This is a genomic window from Marivita sp. S2033, assembly GCF_046592965.1.
Lineage (GTDB): Bacteria > Pseudomonadota > Alphaproteobacteria > Rhodobacterales > Rhodobacteraceae > Marivita.
On record NZ_JBISBV010000006.1, the window covers coordinates 175,481 to 191,057 of the forward strand.

18 protein-coding genes are annotated in these 15,577 nt (G+C 62.3%); 10 read left to right on the forward strand and 8 right to left on the reverse strand.

What is annotated here, in order from left to right; genetic code table 11:
* Positions 1 to 4: 4 nt before the first annotated feature.
* Genes ACGKZZ_RS12290 through ACGKZZ_RS12310 form a run of 5 tightly spaced genes read left to right on the forward strand, consistent with a single transcriptional unit; the run spans position 5 to position 3,527 of the window.
* Positions 5 to 493 (forward strand): YIP1 family protein, encoded by a 489-nt coding sequence (locus ACGKZZ_RS12290; protein ID WP_411223860.1) that lies wholly within the window; start codon positions 5 to 7, stop codon positions 491 to 493.
* Entirely contained in the window at positions 490 to 1,080 is a 591-nt protein-coding gene (locus ACGKZZ_RS12295; protein ID WP_411223861.1) for a YIP1 family protein, read from the forward strand. The genes ACGKZZ_RS12290 and ACGKZZ_RS12295 overlap by 4 nt, the downstream gene beginning before the upstream one ends.
* The gene (locus tag ACGKZZ_RS12300; RefSeq protein ID WP_411223862.1) at positions 1,073 to 2,293 is read left to right on the forward strand and encodes a cysteine desulfurase; all 1,221 of its coding nucleotides are present in this window, start codon (positions 1,073 to 1,075) and stop codon (positions 2,291 to 2,293) included. Before ACGKZZ_RS12295 ends, ACGKZZ_RS12300 begins: the two co-directional genes overlap by 8 nt.
* 26 nt (positions 2,294 to 2,319) lie before the next feature.
* Positions 2,320 to 2,748: a GlcG/HbpS family heme-binding protein gene (locus tag ACGKZZ_RS12305; RefSeq protein WP_411223863.1), complete on the forward strand. Its 429-nt coding sequence runs from the start codon at positions 2,320 to 2,322 to the stop codon at positions 2,746 to 2,748.
* 11 nt (positions 2,749 to 2,759) lie between these two features.
* Positions 2,760 to 3,527 (forward strand): gamma-glutamyl-gamma-aminobutyrate hydrolase family protein, encoded by a 768-nt coding sequence (locus ACGKZZ_RS12310; RefSeq protein ID WP_411223864.1) that lies wholly within the window; start codon positions 2,760 to 2,762, stop codon positions 3,525 to 3,527.
* A gap of 2 nt (positions 3,528 to 3,529) precedes the next feature.
* On the opposite strand, the gene kynU is transcribed toward ACGKZZ_RS12310, so the two are convergent.
* A complete protein-coding gene (gene kynU / locus ACGKZZ_RS12315) occupies positions 3,530 to 4,723 on the reverse strand; it encodes a kynureninase (protein ID WP_411223865.1) in 1,194 nt (397 codons plus the stop codon).
* A 14-nt stretch (positions 4,724 to 4,737) separates the two neighbouring features.
* A complete protein-coding gene (gene kynA / locus ACGKZZ_RS12320) occupies positions 4,738 to 5,571 on the reverse strand; it encodes a tryptophan 2,3-dioxygenase (protein ID WP_411223866.1) in 834 nt (277 codons plus the stop codon).
* A gap of 134 nt (positions 5,572 to 5,705) precedes the next feature.
* On the opposite strand from kynA, the gene ACGKZZ_RS12325 reads away from it, so the two are divergent.
* The 3 genes from ACGKZZ_RS12325 (at position 5,706) to ACGKZZ_RS12335 (ending at position 7,844) form a co-directional block, all read left to right on the forward strand.
* Complete coding sequence (locus ACGKZZ_RS12325) at positions 5,706 to 6,653, forward strand: MBL fold metallo-hydrolase (RefSeq protein ID WP_411223867.1); 948 nt, start codon at positions 5,706 to 5,708, stop codon at positions 6,651 to 6,653.
* Between the two features lie 131 nt (positions 6,654 to 6,784).
* Complete coding sequence (locus ACGKZZ_RS12330; protein WP_411223868.1) at positions 6,785 to 7,525, forward strand: thermonuclease family protein; 741 nt, start codon at positions 6,785 to 6,787, stop codon at positions 7,523 to 7,525.
* An 82-nt stretch (positions 7,526 to 7,607) separates the two neighbouring features.
* Positions 7,608 to 7,844 (forward strand): YdcH family protein, encoded by a 237-nt coding sequence (locus ACGKZZ_RS12335; protein ID WP_411223869.1) that lies wholly within the window; start codon positions 7,608 to 7,610, stop codon positions 7,842 to 7,844.
* Here ACGKZZ_RS12335 and ACGKZZ_RS12340 read toward each other — a convergent pair whose 3' ends face one another.
* On the reverse strand, positions 7,845 to 8,363 hold the full coding sequence (locus ACGKZZ_RS12340; protein ID WP_411223870.1) for a glutathione peroxidase: 519 nt from the start codon (positions 8,361 to 8,363) through the stop codon (positions 7,845 to 7,847).
* 133 nt (positions 8,364 to 8,496) lie between these two features.
* Here ACGKZZ_RS12340 and ACGKZZ_RS12345 point away from each other — a divergent pair, with 133 nt between their 5' ends.
* On the forward strand, positions 8,497 to 8,766 hold the full coding sequence (locus tag ACGKZZ_RS12345; protein ID WP_411223871.1) for a DksA/TraR family C4-type zinc finger protein: 270 nt from the start codon (positions 8,497 to 8,499) through the stop codon (positions 8,764 to 8,766).
* A 267-nt stretch (positions 8,767 to 9,033) separates the two neighbouring features.
* Here the strand turns inward: ACGKZZ_RS12345 and ACGKZZ_RS12350 are convergent, their stop codons facing one another.
* The 5 genes from ACGKZZ_RS12350 to ACGKZZ_RS12370 form a co-directional block, all read right to left on the reverse strand.
* Positions 9,034 to 10,854 carry a M3 family oligoendopeptidase gene (locus ACGKZZ_RS12350; RefSeq protein WP_411223872.1) on the reverse strand — a complete coding sequence of 607 codons (1,821 nt, stop codon included), beginning with the start codon at positions 10,852 to 10,854 and terminating at the stop codon, positions 9,034 to 9,036.
* A gap of 93 nt (positions 10,855 to 10,947) precedes the next feature.
* Complete coding sequence (locus ACGKZZ_RS12355; protein WP_411223873.1) at positions 10,948 to 12,540, reverse strand: ATP-dependent DNA ligase; 1,593 nt, start codon at positions 12,538 to 12,540, stop codon at positions 10,948 to 10,950.
* Positions 12,537 to 13,544: a ligase-associated DNA damage response exonuclease gene (locus ACGKZZ_RS12360; protein ID WP_411223874.1), complete on the reverse strand. Its 1,008-nt coding sequence runs from the start codon at positions 13,542 to 13,544 to the stop codon at positions 12,537 to 12,539. The genes ACGKZZ_RS12355 and ACGKZZ_RS12360 overlap by 4 nt, the downstream gene beginning before the upstream one ends.
* A 115-nt stretch (positions 13,545 to 13,659) precedes the next feature.
* Positions 13,660 to 14,607 carry an alpha/beta fold hydrolase gene (locus ACGKZZ_RS12365; protein WP_411223875.1) on the reverse strand — a complete coding sequence of 316 codons (948 nt, stop codon included), beginning with the start codon at positions 14,605 to 14,607 and terminating at the stop codon, positions 13,660 to 13,662.
* Entirely contained in the window at positions 14,607 to 14,897 is a 291-nt protein-coding gene (locus ACGKZZ_RS12370) for an SCP2 sterol-binding domain-containing protein (RefSeq protein WP_411223876.1), read from the reverse strand. The genes ACGKZZ_RS12365 and ACGKZZ_RS12370 overlap by 1 nt, the downstream gene beginning before the upstream one ends.
* A 78-nt stretch (positions 14,898 to 14,975) precedes the next feature.
* Here ACGKZZ_RS12370 and ACGKZZ_RS12375 point away from each other — a divergent pair, with 78 nt between their 5' ends.
* A complete protein-coding gene (locus ACGKZZ_RS12375) occupies positions 14,976 to 15,542 on the forward strand; it encodes a tetratricopeptide repeat protein (RefSeq protein ID WP_411223877.1) in 567 nt (188 codons plus the stop codon).
* Positions 15,543 to 15,577 lie beyond the last annotated feature (35 nt).

A 15,577-nucleotide genomic window follows, 5' to 3' on the forward strand; every position in this document is an offset into this window, starting at 1 on the left:
ATTTATGCCGTTCACCCGAGACATCGCGGCCACCTACCGACGCCCCGGCAAGGTGATGCGCCGTCTGCTTGACGCCGGCCAGCGCGAGGATCGTGCCTTGGCGATCCTGATGGGCGCGTGCGTGATCCTGTTCGTCGCGCGCTGGCCTGCGCTGGCGCGCGACGCCTATTTGCAGGGTGAAGAGCTGAACATGTTGCTCAGCACAACGCTGATGGGAACGGTGTTTCTGCTTCCGTTGCTGCTTTATGCATTGGCATTTGTCGTGCATTGGATCGCGCGGCTTTTTCGCGGCAAGGGGCCGTCTTATAACGCGCGGCTGGTGCTGTTCTGGAGTCTTCTGGCGTCAAGCCCGCTGATCCTGCTGCACGGGTTGGTCGCCGGATTTATCGGGCCGGGCGTCGAATTGACGCTTGTGGGCGGTCTCTGGTTCGCCGTCTTCTTGTGGTTCTGGGGTGCGGGGATGCTGGCCGCCTATCGCGGGAGCGCGTCGTGACCTTTGAGGGTTTTTTCCGGCTCGCGTTGAACACGGTGATGGCGCCGCGCGACGTGGCGCGGCTGCTGCTGGCGCTCAGGCTGCCGTCGCAGGTACTCTGGCTGGCATTCGCGCTTGTGATCGTTCTGAACACGCTGGTGTTCTCGCTGTCGATGTTCGTCACGCCGGTCGACGACATGCTTGGCCCGTTGCTGGCCAGCCCGATCGTGTTCGCCGCGATGCTGGCCGCGTCTGTCGCGGCACTGGTGGTTGCCGTGACGCTGTGCGGCCGACCGCTTGGCGGCAACGCAAGTTTTGCGGATATCGCCATTCTGGTGATCTGGTTGCAGGCGTTGCGCGTGCTGGTGCAGGGCGTTGTGGTGTTGCTTGGGCCCGCCAGCATGATGATTTCGGGGATCGTCATCACTGCGGCGTCGCTCCTTGGGGTGTGGATTTTTGTGAACTTTATCGCTGTCGCCCACGATACGGGCGGCGTGCTCAAGGCAGGGGTGATCCTGATCTTGGCTGTTGTGGGCATGATGCTCGGGCTGAGCGTGATATTCAGCCTGTTGGGCGTGCAAGCCGGAGGGCTTTCTGGATATGTATGACATAGATGAAATACGCGCGGATTTTCCGATCCTGTCGCGCGAAGTGAACGGCAAGCCGCTGGTTTACCTGGACAATGGGGCAAGCGCGCAAAAGCCCAAAGTGGTGATCGACGCGATCACGCAGGCGTATGGCGACGAATACGCCAACGTGCATCGCGGGCTGCATTACCTGTCGAACCTCGCCACCGACAAATACGAGGCAACGCGCGGGATCATCGCGAAATTCCTTGGCGTGGCCGATGAAGGCCAGATCGTGATGAACACCGGCACCACGATGGGGATCAACACCGTCGCCTATGGCTGGGCGATGCCGAACCTCAAGGCGGGCGATGAGATCATCCTGTCGGTGATGGAGCATCACGCCAATATCGTGCCCTGGCATTTCCTGCGCGAGCGGCAGGGGGTGGTCATCAAGTGGATCGATGTGGACAGCACCGGCTATCTTGATCCGCAAGCGGTCATCGACTCGATGGGGCCGCGCACCAAACTGGTGGCGGTGACGCATCTGTCCAACGTGCTGGGCACGGTGGTGGATGTCAAAACCATCTGCGACGCGGCACGCGATCGCGGCATCGCTACGCTGATCGATGGCAGTCAGGCGGCGGTTCACATGCCGGTCAAGGTCGATGATCTGGGCTGCGATTTCTATGCGATCACCGGACACAAGCTCTATGGTCCGTCCGCCTCTGGCGCGATCTTCATGCGCCGCGAGCGGATGGCCGAGATGCGCCCCTTCATGGGCGGCGGCGACATGATCCGCGAGGTCCACAAGGACGAGATCACCTGGAACGACCCGCCGATGATGTTCGAGGCGGGCACCCCCGGCATCGTGCAGCAGATCGGCCTTGGCGTTGCGCTGGAGTACATGATGGGGTTGGGGATGGAGAACATCGCCGCCCATGAAACCCGTCTGCGCGACTATGCGCGCACCCGGCTGGACGGGCTGAACTGGCTTCAGGTGCAGGGCACGACGCCGAACAAGGCGGCGATCTTCAGCTTTACGCTCGATGGTGCGGGCCATGCGCATGACGTCTCGACCATTCTCGACAAGAAGGGCGTTGCAGTGCGCGCCGGGCATCACTGCGCCGGGCCGTTGATGGATCATTTGGGCGTCACCGCGACGTGCCGCGCGTCTTTTGGGCTTTATAATACGGAAAAAGAAGTGGATGTTCTGATTGATGCGCTGGAACTGGCGCACGATCTGTTCGCCTGAGGGCGGCTGAGGGAGGGGAGACCAACATGCCATCACTGTCGCTGCGCCGCGCGCGCACCATCATTCGCAAGACGCTGGAAAAGGGCCGCGAGGCGGAGATGAAACCACTGTCGGTGGTCGTGCTTGATCCGGGCGGTCACGTCAAGGCGTTCGAGCGTGAGGACGGCGCCAGCCCCGGACGGTTCGAGATCGCGCGGGCCAAGGCCTATGGCTCGGTCATGCTGGGCATGGGGGGCACTGCACAGAATGCGCGCGCCGAAGAACAGCCCTACTTCGTCACAGCCGTGAATGGCGCGTTCGGCGGGCGGGTGATCCCGGTCAAGGGCGGCGTGCTGGTGCGCGATGCCAAGGGCCGCGTGTTGGGGGCGGTCGGAGTCACAGGCGACAGCTCTGACAATGACGCGATTGCCGCCACCGCAGGCATCGAAGCGGTCGGACTGGTGGCGGAAATCTGAGGGAGAGGTCCATGACCCGACCGGTCGTTGGCATTATCGGCAACCAGCATCTCATCAACAATGAATATCCCGCCCACGCGGGGGGGTTGATGAACTCCGAAGCGGTGGCGCAAGTGTCCGGGTGCATGCCGTTGCTGGTGCCGGCCGATCCGCGCCTTGTGTCGGTGGAAGAGTTGATGGCGGTTTGCGATGGCTTTCTGTTCACCGGCGGACGCCCGAACGTGCATCCCGAGGAATATGGCGAGGCCGAGACCGAGGCGCATGGCGCGTTCGACCGCGCACGCGATGCGATCACGCTGCCGCTGATCCGCGCCTGTGTCGAGCGCGGGCAGCCGTTCCTCGGCATCTGTCGCGGCTTTCAGGAGGTGAATGTGGCGATGGGTGGCACGCTTTACCCCGAGATCCGCGATCTGCCCGGCCGACAAAACCACCGGATGCCGCCCGATGGCACGCTGGAAGAGAAATTCGCGTTGCGCCACTGCGTCACCCTGACGGATGGCGGCGTGTTTCATCGCCTGTTCGGTGCCCGCGAGGTGATGACGAACACGCTGCACGGACAGGGGATCAAGTCTCCCGGTGCGCGGATCGTGATCGACGGCCACGCGCCCGATGGCACGCCCGAAGCGACCTATATCAAGGACGCGCCGGGATTTACCTTGTCGGTGCAGTGGCATCCGGAATGGAACGCCACCAATGATCCGGTGTCTCGACCCTTGTTCCATGCCTTTGGCGACGCCGTGCGTGACTGGGCGCGCGTGCCGGCGCGCCAGAGCGCCTGAATTCAGGTGACGGCCTTGCGGGCCAGGTATTCGGGCTTGTTCCAAAGCCCGTCGCCAATCACCCGCGCGATCGCCTCTGCGGCGGCGTCGATCTCGGACTCGCCCAGATAAAGCGGCGTGATCCCGAAGCGCATGATGTCCGGCGCGCGAAAATCGCCGATCACCCCTTGCGCGATAAGCGCCTGAATCGCCGCATAGCCGTTCTCGAAGCGGAAGCTGACCTGAGAGCCACGTTGCTGCGGATCGCGCGGGCTGGCCAGTTCGATCTCGGGGCAGGCCGCCTCGACCGCAGCGATGAAGCGTTCCGAAAGCGCGATGCAGCGGTCGCGCAGATCGCCCATATCGACCCCGTCCCATACGTCCATCGCCGCTTCCAGCGCAGCGATCTGCACGATGGGCGGCGTGCCGACCCGCATCCGCGCGATGCCCTCGCCGGGTCTGTAGGCAAGATCGAACGCAAACGGGCGGTCATGGCCGAGCCATCCCGACAGGGCCGGTTGCGCCGCCTCGGCGTGGCGCGGCGCCACGTAGATGAAGGCCGGCGCGCCGGGGCCGCCATTGAGGAACTTGTAGCTGCACCCCACCGCGAAATCCGCCTCTGCACCGGAAAGATCGACCGGCAGCGCGCCCGCCGAATGGGCCAGATCCCAGACCGTGATCGCGCCCGCCTCATGCGCGCGGCGCGTGAGATCGGCCATGTCGTGCAAACGCCCGGTGCGGTAATCCACTTCGGTCAGCATGGTCACCGCCACATCATCGGTAATCGCCTCCGCCACGTTGTCCGGCGCGACCAGCCGCAGCTCATACTCCGGCCCCAAGAGCCGGATCAGACCTTCGGCCATATATAAATCGGAGGGGAAATTGCCCGTATCCGACAGGATCACGCGGCGATCGGGATTGAGATCAAGCGCGGCGGCCAGCGCCTGATAGACCTTGATCGACAGGGTGTCCCCGACCACCACATGCCCCGGCTCGGCGCCGATCAACTTGCCAATGCGGTCGCCCATGCGGGCAGGGGCCTGCATCCAGCCACACTCGTTCCAGCCGGTGATCAGATGGTCGCCCCACTCGTCGCGCACCACCTGCGCCACGCGCTCGGTCGCGGCCTTGGGCAAGGGGCCAAGGGAATTGCCGTCGAGATAGATCATGCCCTCGGGCAGATGAAACGCGGCGCGCGTGGCTGTGAAATCGGTCATGCAGATGTCCTTCATCAGAGATCGGTGCGCAGATGCCAGAGATCGGGGAAGAGTTCCACCTCAAGCATGCGTTTGAGATACGACACCCCGCCAGTGCCGCCGGTGCCGCGTTTCAGGCCGATGATCCGCTCGACCGTTGTGACATGGTTGAACCGCCAGCGGCGGAAGTAATCCTCAAGATCGACCAGCTTTTCCGCCAGTTCGTAGAGATCCCAGTGGCGCGCCGGATCGCAATACACTTTGGCCCACGCCGCTTGCGCAGCTTTGTTTGGCGCATGTGGCTGGGTGCGGTCGCGCGTCAGCGCCTCGTGCGGGATGTCCACCGCCTGCTCCAGCCGCGCCAGCGCACAGTCGTAAAGCGACGGGCGCTCCAGCTCCGCCTCCAGCCGCGCAGCCACCTCGGCGCGATGCGCATGGGGGCGGATCATCGCGCGGTTGCGGTTGCCCAGCAGAAATTCGATCTCGCGATACTGCGCCGATTGAAAGCCCGAGCTTTGGCCCAATGCCTCGCGGAACGTGGTGTAATCGCTCGGCGTCATGGTGCGCAACACATCCCAGGCGGAATTCAGCTGTTCAAACACCCGCGTCACCCGCGCCAGCAGCTTGAAGGCCGGGCGGATATCGTCCTGCCCCATCAAGTCGCGCGCCGCGTGCAGCTCGTGCAGCGCAAGCCGCATCCAGAGCTCCGAAGTCTGGTGCTGGACGATGAACAGCATCTCGTCATGCGCGCGGCTCAGCGGGTGTTGCGCGCTCAGGATGGCGTCAAGACCCAGATAGTCGGCATAGGCCATGCGCCCGTCAAACGCCATCTGTGCGCCCTCGGTTTCGGGGTTATAGGGATCGCTCATATCGCGCCTCCTGTGCGGCGTTGCGTGGGGCGAACCGTAGCTGTCTGGCGGGCGGTGGCAAGATCGACCCCACGCAAGGGATTGCATTTATTATTCGCATTCGTGAATGTATGGCCAACCCAGAGGAGGTTCCCATGCGTTTGACAGCCATCACAGCCGCAACCCTGACCGCATCCGCCGCTTTTGCCAGCGAGGACATTGCCGACAAGTATCCGCAATCGGAGCTTTACAACAAACCCGTCGAAGTGATCCCGCATGTCTTTTCGGCCATCGGCGCGACTGCGCCGCCGACCTATGAAAACTCGGGCCATAACAACAACCTCAGCTTCATCGTCACCGGCGACGGCGTGGTGGTGATCAATGGCGGTGCCTCCGCCCGACTGGCCAAGGCGCTGCACGAGGAAATCAAGGCGGTCACCGACCAGCCGGTCAAGCTGGTGATCAACGAGAACGGGCAGGGCCACGCCATGCTCGGCAACTCCTACTGGGCGGAGCAGGGCGTCGATATCCTCGCCCATGAGGATGCCATTGCCGAGGTCGAGAAGAACGGCGATTTCATCCTGCAAGGAATGCAGGGCTACAACAAAGACAAGGCCAAGGGCACCGAGGTCGTCGTGCCCAATCTCAGCTTCTCGGACAAACACGTTGTCGAGATGGGCGACGTGACAATCGAGGTTCTGCACCTTGGCCCGGCGCATGATCCGGGCGATGCGCAGGTCTGGATTCCCCAATGGAGCATCGTGATCGCAGGCGATATCGCCTTTCACGAACGGATGCCGCCGATCTTTCCCGAAACCGACACCGACGCCTGGATCGAAACCTTCGATGGCCCGTTCACCGACCTTGGCGCAACATACGTCATTCCCGGCCACGGCCACCCGACCAACATGGCACAGGTGACCCGCTATACATCAGATTACATCAAGGATTTGCGCGCCAAGATCGGCGCCCATATCGACGCCGGTGGTGATCTGAGTGATGCCTATTACGTCGATCAGTCCAACTGGGCGCATCTTGACACGTTCGAGGAACTGGCGACCAAGAACGCAGGCCGTGTCTTCGAGGAGATGGAGTGGGAATAGGCATCCCGCCCCGGCTTCTTTGGGCCGGAAATACCTCGGGAGTGTGAGGGCAGCGCCCTCACGCCGCGACCGGCTTAACCTTTCCAACAACTTTTCATTGTATTGCCAGATTCTGCGCCGATATTTACGGCATGTTAAGGAATTTGTGTATCACCGCCGCGCTCTGCCTCGCGACCACCGCCATCGCCGCGCCAGAGGGTCGGGTTCATGTCATTGATGGCGACACGATGGATATCGGCGGCACACGCGTTCGCCTGCACGCCATCGACGCGCCGGAACTTGACCAGATGTGCGATGATGACACCGGCGCGACCTGGGCCTGCGGTGACTGGGTCAAGCGCGAAACCCGCGCTCTGTTCGAGGGGAAATCCGCGATCTGCAAGTCCCGCGACACCGACCGCTATGGCCGGACCGTCGCGACATGTCGGATCGACGGCATCGACATGGGCGCGACGCTTGTCACCTCCGGTCTTGCCTTTGCCTATCGTCGATACGGCATGGAATACGACCTGGCCGAGAAGGGCGCGGCCATCGCGGCGCGCGGGCTGCACGCCACGAACGTCATGTCGCCGTCGGCGTTTCGCGCGGCCCGCCAGGTGCCGGGACATTCCGTACAGGTCCGTGGGGAGACGGGTGCCAAGACAGTCAGGGTGCCCGATAAAACCGCATCCGCAAAACGCGGCTGGTTGCCCAATGCGCTGAACTCCGCGTGCACGATCAAGGGCAATATCAGCAGCAAGGGTGTGCGCATCTACCATGTGCCGGGGCAGGACTATTACGACGCGACCCGCATCTCGGCCACCAAGGGAGAAAAATGGTTCTGCTCCGAAGCCGAAGCGCGCGCTGCCGGATGGCGGAAAGCGCGAAAGTGAGGCGCGGTTTGATCGGGGTCAATGCGACGCGGTCACCGCTCTGTCAGACTGAGAATTGACACAGTCACAGAGGATACCGACGATGACGCACACACCCCATGAACTTGCCGAAGAATTTCCCGAACACGCCGGAAAGATGAGCGAACTCAAGCAGTCGGATGCGCATTTTGCCCGGATGTTCGACGAATATCACGAGATCAACCGACAGGTGCATCGCGCCGAAACCAATGTAGAGCCGATGGATTCGCTTGCCGAAACCGACCTGCGCAAGAAGCGGGGCGCGTTAAAGGACGATATCTGGCGCTACCTGCAAAACTGATCACTCAAGAAGGCTGGTGATCGCGCTGGTCACCGGCCGCGACATCGGTCGCGCGTTCGATCCGAAGGTCGCCGCGACGCGGCCGTCAGGCCCGATCAAGACCTTGTTGAAATTCCAGCCCGGCTCGAAGCCCGTCTCCGCCTTGAGCCAGCGATAAAACGGATGCGCTTCGCTGCCACGGACGGGTGTGATGATGGTCATCGGCAGATCCAGATCGAAATTCACCGCACAGAAATCCTTGACCTGCTCTTCGGAGGCGAGTTCCTGGCGAAAATCGTTCGACGGCACCGCCAGAACCACGAATCCATCCGCACGGTACGTGTCATACAAGTCTTGCAACCCGTCATACTGGGGCGTGTAGGCGCAGCGCGATGCGGTGTTGACGACAAGCACCGGTTGCCCGCGCCAATCCGCCAGATTGATTTCGCCGCCGTCAATCGAGGCAAAGACGTGATCGGTTGCGGCGGCATGGGCCAGTCCGGCGATCGAGATGAAGATTGCTGTCAGAAATATGCGCATGTGACCTCTCCTTGGACTGCGACATAGCGGGCGCCGGGTCAAAGGAAAGAGCGGGCCGGTGCGCTGATCTTGCCAAGTCAGAGCCCGGTCCCCATATTTTGAGGATCGGCAAGAACACGATCCGGAGGATGACATGGCAGGCGGATGGGCACGCGATGGCGCGGTGCAAGAGCAGATCGACGCGTCGATCAACGATGAACTCGCGCGCCTGAAAGCACGCAAGGCACCGGTTGGCGAAAGCCTCACCCATTGCGCGGAATGCGAGGAACCGATCCCGGAAAAGCGCCGTCTTGCGCTGCCGGGCGTGAAACTGTGTGTCGACTGCCAGCAGGAACGCGACAGCGCCTTTCAGGCGCGCGGCGGCATCAACCGGCGCGGATCGAAAGACAGCCAGTTGAAGTGACCGCCAGAGCAAGTCCGAGCGTGCAAGGGGGCGCTGCCCCCGTCCGCCGTTGGCGGACTCCCCCAGGGATATTTTCAGCAAGAAGAAAGGGGGCGCCCCGATCGGGACGGCCCCTCGAAGAAAGCACGAGGGTTTTCTCCTTGCACGGTCATCGGCGTCCCCGCCTGTACCGTGCGTCCATTATCGGGACGAACCGTTAAGAAGGTGTTACCTTTTTCTTCTTGCCTCAAATATCCCCGCCGGAGGCTCCGACGGGAAAATATCGCGTCACGCTTCCATGGCTTCCAGTTCGTCGATGAAGCCCGAGATCATGCTCAGCCCCTTGTCCCAGAATTCGGGATCGCTGGCATCAAGACCGAACGGGGCAAGCAGATCCTTGTGGTGTTTTGATCCGCCCGCCTTGAGCATGTCGAAATACTTGTCTTGAAACCCGTCGGGGTTTTCCTCGTAAACTGCGTAAAGCGCATTCACCAGACCGTCACCGAACGCGTAGGCGTAAACATAGAACGGCGAGTGCACGAAATGCGGGATATAGGCCCAGAAGGTCTCATAGCCATCCATGAAATCGAATGCCGGCCCAAGAGACTCGGCCTGCACGCTCATCCAGAGCGCGTTGATGTCATCGGGTGTGAGTTCTCCACCGCGCCGGGCCTCGTGCAATTTGCACTCGAAGTCGTAAAACGCGATCTGGCGCACCACCGTGTTGATCATATCCTCGACCTTGCCGGCGAGAAGCACCTTCTTTTCGGCGTCGTTCTTGGCGTTGTCGAGCATCCGGCGGAAGGTAAGCATTTCACCGAAGACGCTTGCCGTCTCGGCCAGGGTGAGCGGTGTGGAGGCCAGCATCTCGCCCTGATCGGCGGCCAGAACCTGATGCACACCGTGGCCCAGCTCATGTGCGAGGGTCATCACATCGCGGGGTTTGCCGAGGTAGTTGAGCATCACGTAGGGGTGCACGTCGGTGACCGTGGGATGGGCAAACGCGCCCGGTGCCTTGCCCGGTTTGACCGCCGCATCGATCCAGCCCTGGGTGAAGAACGGCTTGGCGATCTCGCCCATGCGGGGGTCAAATTCGGTGTAGGCGTTCATCACCGTTTCTTGCGCTTCGTCCCAGCCCACGGTCCTTGTGGTCTCCATCGGCAGCGGCGCGTTGCGATCCCAGACCTGCATCCGCTCAAGCCCGAGCCATTTGCGCTTGAGTTCGTAATAGCGGTGGCTCAGCTTGGGGTAGGCGGCAACCACGGCATCGCGCAGCGCCTCGACGACTTCGGGTTCCACATCGTTGCTGAGGTGGCGTCCGGTCTGGGCCGATGGCATCCCGCGCCAGCGGTCCATGACCTCTTTTTCCTTGGCCTGTGTGTTGTGGACGCGGGCGAAGATCTTGATGTTTTCGGCAAACACCGCCGCCAGTTCGCGCGACGCCGCTTCGCGCACCGAACGATCCTGCTCGGTGAGCAGATTCAGAACGCCTTCGATGTTGAGCGGCTCTCCGTCGACTTCGAAATCCAGCCCGGCGATTGTTTCATCAAACAGGCGCTCCCACGCGTCGCCAACGACGCCCATGTCGTGCAGGAACTTCTCCATCTCGTCGGACAGCTGATACGGCTTCATCGCGCGGATGCGGCGGATGGCGGGCTTGTAGCGCGCCAGATCGGCGTTTTCCTCGAACAGCGCGTCGATGGTGGAATCCTCGATCCGGTTCAGCTCCAGCGTGAAGAACACCAGCGGCGTCGTGTAGACGGTGATCTTTTCCTGGTGATCAGACAGGAACTTGGCCCGATCCGCATCGGTTGTGAGCTGGTAATAGCGCAGACCGGCGTAGGACATGATCCGTCCGGCGACGTTTTCGATCTTTTCGTGCCGGTGGATCGCGTTCAGGAATTCATCCGCGTCCAGCCCTGCAAGCTTCCCCTCGTAATCATTGGCAAAGCTGCGGCACGCCTCTTCCAGCCAATCAAGATCGCGCTTGAGTTCGGCGGCGTCCTCGGAGGCGTAAAGGTCACTCAGATCCCATTCCGGCAGGTCGCCCAGATCCTTGCTGCCGTTGGAGGCGTTAGCGTCATGGGTCGGTGTGGGCGTGCGCAGCATGTGGTGTCTCCTGTGATGTGTTGGTGTGAAACCTGTGCCCCAAGGGCCGAAGGTTCAAGGGCAAAGCGTTCAAAGCAGCTAGTGACACCCGGCTTAGCCGTAGGTTTCCAGCAGCGCCTTCAGATCGTCCAGACTGTTGGCCTCCTGCATCGGCTTGTCATGGCGCCAGCGCGACATGCGTGGAAACCGCAATGCAATGCCGGATTTGTGGCGCGGCGAGGCATGAATGCCCTCGAAGGCGATTTCGAAGACATGGTGTGGTGTGACCTGGCGTACGGGGCCGAACCGTTGCAGCGTGTTCTTGCGCACCCATGCGGTGATCTTGCGGAATTCGGCGTCGGTCAGCCCGGAATAGGCTTTGGTGAACGGCACCAGATCGTTGCCGTTCCACACCGCGAAGGTGAAGTCGGTGAACAGGTTGGCGCGTCGTCCGCTGCCTTGCTGGGCATAGATCATCACCGCGTCCACCGTCAGAGGATCGAGCTTCCATTTCCACCAGTCGCCTTTCTTGCGACCGGCAAGATACGGGCTGTCCCTGCGTTTGAGCATCAGCCCCTCGGCGCGGTGATCGCGCGCGCTGGCGCGGATGTCTGCGAGGGCGTCCCATGTGTCGAATGCCAGAGGCGGCGCGGCGCGGATCGGGGCGTCTGGCGGCACGTCGTCAAGCAGCGCCTCCATTCGCGCGCGGCGATTCTCCAGCGGTAGGGCGCGCAAATCCTGTCCGTCCGCCTCAAGCAGATCATAGGCGATGAGGACCACAGGCGCCTCGGCCAGGAGCTTTTTCGGCACCGTCTTGCGGCCAATGCGGGCTTGCAGCGTATTGAAGGAATGCGGCTGCGCCCCGTCCCACGCGACAATCTCGCCATCGAGGACCGTGCCGTCGGGCAGGAAATCGCGCAGCCGTGCAAATTCGGGAAAGCGGTCCGTCATCAATTCCTCGCCGCGCGACCAGACGTGATGCGCACCGCGCCGCACGATCAGCTGTCCGCGGATGCCGTCCCATTTCCATTCCGCCTGCCAATCGCCGGTATCACCGAGCGGTTCTGGCCCGTCTTCCAACTGGTAGGCGAGGTAGAACGGATAGGGGCGGCTTTCGTCAGCCTCTGGGTCGTCGGCCTCGATCAGCGCATGAAAGCTGGTGGTTTCGGGCGTCCAACCGCCCATCAGGCGATGCGCAAGGCTGGCCTCCTCCTGACCTGTAGCCTTGGCCAAGGCACGTGTCATCAGTTTCTGGCTGACGCCAATGCGAAAACCGCCGGTGATCAGCTTGTTGAACAAGAAGCGCTCGGTCGCATCAAGCTGGTCCCACGCGTCAAGGATACGGGTCTTTCGCTCGCCGATGTCCTGACCGGCAAGTGCCTTGAGTTCGGTGATCCAATGGGTCAGCGGCAGATCGCTTTCGCGGCTGGGGGGCGGCAAGGTGAGCGCGATTGTTTCGGCCAGATCGCCGACGATCGGATAGCTTTCCTCCAGCAGCCACAACGGGATGTTGCCGACCTCGGCCGCCCATTCGCGCAGTTGCGTGGTGGTCACGGCGCGCTTGGGGCGGCGGCCCGAAAAGAGCGCGATGGTCCAGAGTTTATCCTCGTCACTCGCGGTGGCGAAGAACTCTGCCAGGGCGTTTGTCTTGAGCGTTGTCTTTGTGGTTTGGTCGACGGCGGTGAAGAGGGCGGCGAAATCTTTCATGCGGCCTCCGTCTCGTCATCCTCGCAACCGAATTCGGTGGGCACCACTTGGGCATTATAGCCTTGCGTGTTCAGCCATCGCGCGAAGATATCCGTGTAACCATGCGTCGCATATATGTTTTCCGCGCCCGTTGCCTTGATCGCCTGCATCAGCCCCGGCCAATCTGCATGATCGGAGACGACAAACCCGCGATCCGCCGCGCGTCGGCGGCGCACACCGCGCAAGCGCATCCAGCCCGATGCAAACGCGGTCGAGGACGCCCCGAACCGTCGTGCCCATTGCGAGCCGAGCGCCGAAGGCGGCGCGATCACCAGCGCTCCGGGGTGATCTTTCGGGTTGAGGTCTGGCGTGACATGGATCGTGTCGGGCAAGTCATAACCTTGATTGCGAAGCACCGCGTTGGTGTTCTCGACCGCGCCATGCGTCAGGATCGGGCCGATCTCGGGTGTGACCATCGACAGCAGACGCTGCGCCTTGCCCAGAGAGTAAGCCCCGAGAATCGAGGTCTTGCCGTCTGCCGCATTGCGCGCCCACCAGGCGTTAAGATCGGTGGCCACATCGGCCTGATCCTCCCATTTGAAGACCGGCAACCCAAAGGTGCATTCGGTGATGAAGCTGTGGCAGCGGACCGGCTCGAACGGCTCGGATATGCCATCGGGCACAACCTTGTAGTCACCCGACGCCACCCAGACCTCGCCCGCCACCTCGACCCTGATCTGGGCAGAGCCGGGCAGGTGGCCCGCCGGGTGAAAGGACACCGAAGCTTCGCCGATTTTACGCGTCTCGCCGAATTTAACGGTTTCTACAGAAATATCGCCCAGCCTGTGCTTCATCACCGGTGCACAGCCGTCGGTGCACAGGTACCGGCGATGGCCGGGGCGGGCGTGATCGGCATGGCCGTGGGTGATCAGTGCGCGGTCCACCGGACGCCACGGGTCGATGTAGAAATCGCCGGCGGGGCAGTAGATGCCGCGTTCGGTAAAGGTCAGGACTGGGTTTGACATAGGGCTCATTGTAGTGCCAACGCCGCGTGCGGCCAGTGGGTTGCCTTGGTGTCCGACCGGCGGCGCGCTTCGGCTTGACAGTATGTGTCAGACCGGCCCGTTGATCGCGCCCTTGTTACGGCGCAAAACTCGAGAACAGCGAGATCGCCGCGCCTTCCACCTGACGGCGGGTGTTGAGGCTTTCCATCAGAACCTCGTGCTCTGCCCCATCGACCAGCAACAGCTTGCCCCCCGGCCAGTGCATCATGCGTTCGCGAATACGCGCCGTGTCGACGATGCGTTCGTTCGACCCGACAAAACACAGCGCCGGGATCGCGGGCGAGGGTTCGCCGGCCAGCGCGTTGCATTCCTTCAGGGCACTGCCGAGCCAGGCCAGCGACGGTCCGCCAAGACCGAACTGCGGCTCTTCCTCGACCTGATGGCGCATGTAATCATACATATCGCGATCGGTTGTCAGCAGGTTGTCGTCAAACGGTTCGGCCTTGGGATAGCTCATCAGAGACATCCCGGGCGCGATACGATGCCCCTGGCCCAGCTTTGATGCAGCCCATGTCAGCGACCATGCCGCCGGGCGCAGATAGCTTGAAATATTGATGCCCCACATCGGGCCGCTGAACATCACCGCCTTGAAATCCGCGCCGTTCAACAGCGCGCGCAATCCAATGCTGCCACCCATCGAATGCGCCACCAGATGCCAGGGGCGCGGAAGGTTCTGCTGCTTTGCAAAGGCGCGCACGGCGGCCCAGTCTTTCTGGAAATCCAGAAATTCGTCGACATGACCCACCATCGCGTTGTCGATCAGCCGGTCGGCCATGCCCTGACCGCGCCAGTCAATCGCCACGGTGTCAAACCCGGCGCGCACGAAATCCTTGGCGTTGCGGCCGTATTTCTCGATATATTCGGTGCGCCCCGGAAAAATGAACACCGTGCCCTTGGCACCGCTGGCACCTTTGGCGCACGCGTGCCCCACCCGGATGCGCACCCCGTCAGAGGTGTGCAGCCAGAATGCGTCGGTCGGTGGCCCTTCGGCCAGATCGGCGCGAAAGGGGGCCGGTTCGGCCATCAGGCCAGCGTGGCCGCCAGCTTCATCGCCAGACCCATGTCGCCGTCGATGGTCATGCGGCCCGACATGAACGCCGTCGTCGGGTTGAGCGAGCCGTCGAAGATTTCGCGGAACGTATCGGCGTCGGCGTTGAAGGTCACGTCGGCATCGCCATCGCCCGCGCGTGCACCGGCGTCGTCGACGATCACGCTGCCTTCGCCTTCGATGTTAAACAGCGCGGTGCCGTCAATTCCGCCGCCGTCCAGCTTTTCGTTCAGTCCGGTCACGGCCTGTGCCACAACATCGCTCATACGCTCTTCTCCTTGTGATCGCGTTCCTGTTCAGGGTGCTGGCATTTGGCCAACGTCACGCTAAACTCAAGATGAGGTATGAGGTTCACGATGCGCAATTACAAATCTGCCGTTGCGGCACTTCTTTTCGTCACCGGGTTCGCAGCAGCCCCGGTCTTCGCGCAGGACGAGGACGCGCCGTCACTGCTGGACCGCCTCGCACAGGCCGAAGACGACACCACGGCGGCGCGTCTGGAGCGTCAGGTGCGACGGGAATGGTCGAAATCCGGCTCGCCGACGATGGATTTGCTGCTGAAACGCGGTCAGGATGCAATGGAAACCGGAGATACGGATGCCGCGCTCCAGCATCTGGGCGCGCTGACCGATCACGCGCCCGACTTTGCCGAGGGCTGGCACGCGTTGGCGCTGGCGTATTACCGTGTCGAGATGCTGGGACAGGCCGCAGATGCGCTGGAGCGGACACTGGCGCTCAACCCGCAGCATTTCGGAGCGTTGCGCGGGCTGGGCGCGATCCTGGAACAGGTCGACAAGCCCGAGCTTGCCTATGATGCCTATTCACGGGTACTCACCCTGAGACCGCACGATTCCGACGTGGAAGATGCGTTGGAGCGGTTGGAGCGTCGGGTGACGGGAACGTCCCTTTAATGAACCGACGCCCTGATGGGGCGGCACAAGGCAGG

Excerpts from the sequence above, each read along its gene's own strand:
- ACGKZZ_RS12290 (WP_411223860.1), top strand. The coding sequence starts at position 5 with ATGCCGTTCACCCGAGACATCGCGGCCACCTACCGACGCCCCGGCAAG.
- ACGKZZ_RS12300 (WP_411223862.1), top strand. The coding sequence starts at position 1,073 with ATGTATGACATAGATGAAATACGCGCGGATTTTCCGATCCTGTCGCGC.
- ACGKZZ_RS12305 (WP_411223863.1), top strand. The coding sequence starts at position 2,320 with ATGCCATCACTGTCGCTGCGCCGCGCGCGCACCATCATTCGCAAGACG.
- ACGKZZ_RS12310 (WP_411223864.1), top strand. The coding sequence starts at position 2,760 with ATGACCCGACCGGTCGTTGGCATTATCGGCAACCAGCATCTCATCAAC.
- kynU (WP_411223865.1), bottom strand. The coding sequence starts at position 4,723 with ATGACCGATTTCACAGCCACGCGCGCCGCGTTTCATCTGCCCGAGGGC.
- kynA (WP_411223866.1), bottom strand. The coding sequence starts at position 5,571 with ATGAGCGATCCCTATAACCCCGAAACCGAGGGCGCACAGATGGCGTTT.
- ACGKZZ_RS12325 (WP_411223867.1), top strand. The coding sequence starts at position 5,706 with ATGCGTTTGACAGCCATCACAGCCGCAACCCTGACCGCATCCGCCGCT.
- ACGKZZ_RS12330 (WP_411223868.1), top strand. The coding sequence starts at position 6,785 with ATGTTAAGGAATTTGTGTATCACCGCCGCGCTCTGCCTCGCGACCACC.
- ACGKZZ_RS12335 (WP_411223869.1), top strand. The coding sequence starts at position 7,608 with ATGACGCACACACCCCATGAACTTGCCGAAGAATTTCCCGAACACGCC.
- ACGKZZ_RS12340 (WP_411223870.1), bottom strand. The coding sequence starts at position 8,363 with ATGCGCATATTTCTGACAGCAATCTTCATCTCGATCGCCGGACTGGCC.
- ACGKZZ_RS12345 (WP_411223871.1), top strand. The coding sequence starts at position 8,497 with ATGGCAGGCGGATGGGCACGCGATGGCGCGGTGCAAGAGCAGATCGAC.
- ACGKZZ_RS12350 (WP_411223872.1), bottom strand. The coding sequence starts at position 10,854 with ATGCTGCGCACGCCCACACCGACCCATGACGCTAACGCCTCCAACGGC.
- ACGKZZ_RS12355 (WP_411223873.1), bottom strand. The coding sequence starts at position 12,540 with ATGAAAGATTTCGCCGCCCTCTTCACCGCCGTCGACCAAACCACAAAG.
- ACGKZZ_RS12360 (WP_411223874.1), bottom strand. The coding sequence starts at position 13,544 with ATGTCAAACCCAGTCCTGACCTTTACCGAACGCGGCATCTACTGCCCC.
- ACGKZZ_RS12365 (WP_411223875.1), bottom strand. The coding sequence starts at position 14,607 with ATGGCCGAACCGGCCCCCTTTCGCGCCGATCTGGCCGAAGGGCCACCG.
- ACGKZZ_RS12370 (WP_411223876.1), bottom strand. The coding sequence starts at position 14,897 with ATGAGCGATGTTGTGGCACAGGCCGTGACCGGACTGAACGAAAAGCTG.
- ACGKZZ_RS12375 (WP_411223877.1), top strand. The coding sequence starts at position 14,976 with ATGAGGTTCACGATGCGCAATTACAAATCTGCCGTTGCGGCACTTCTT.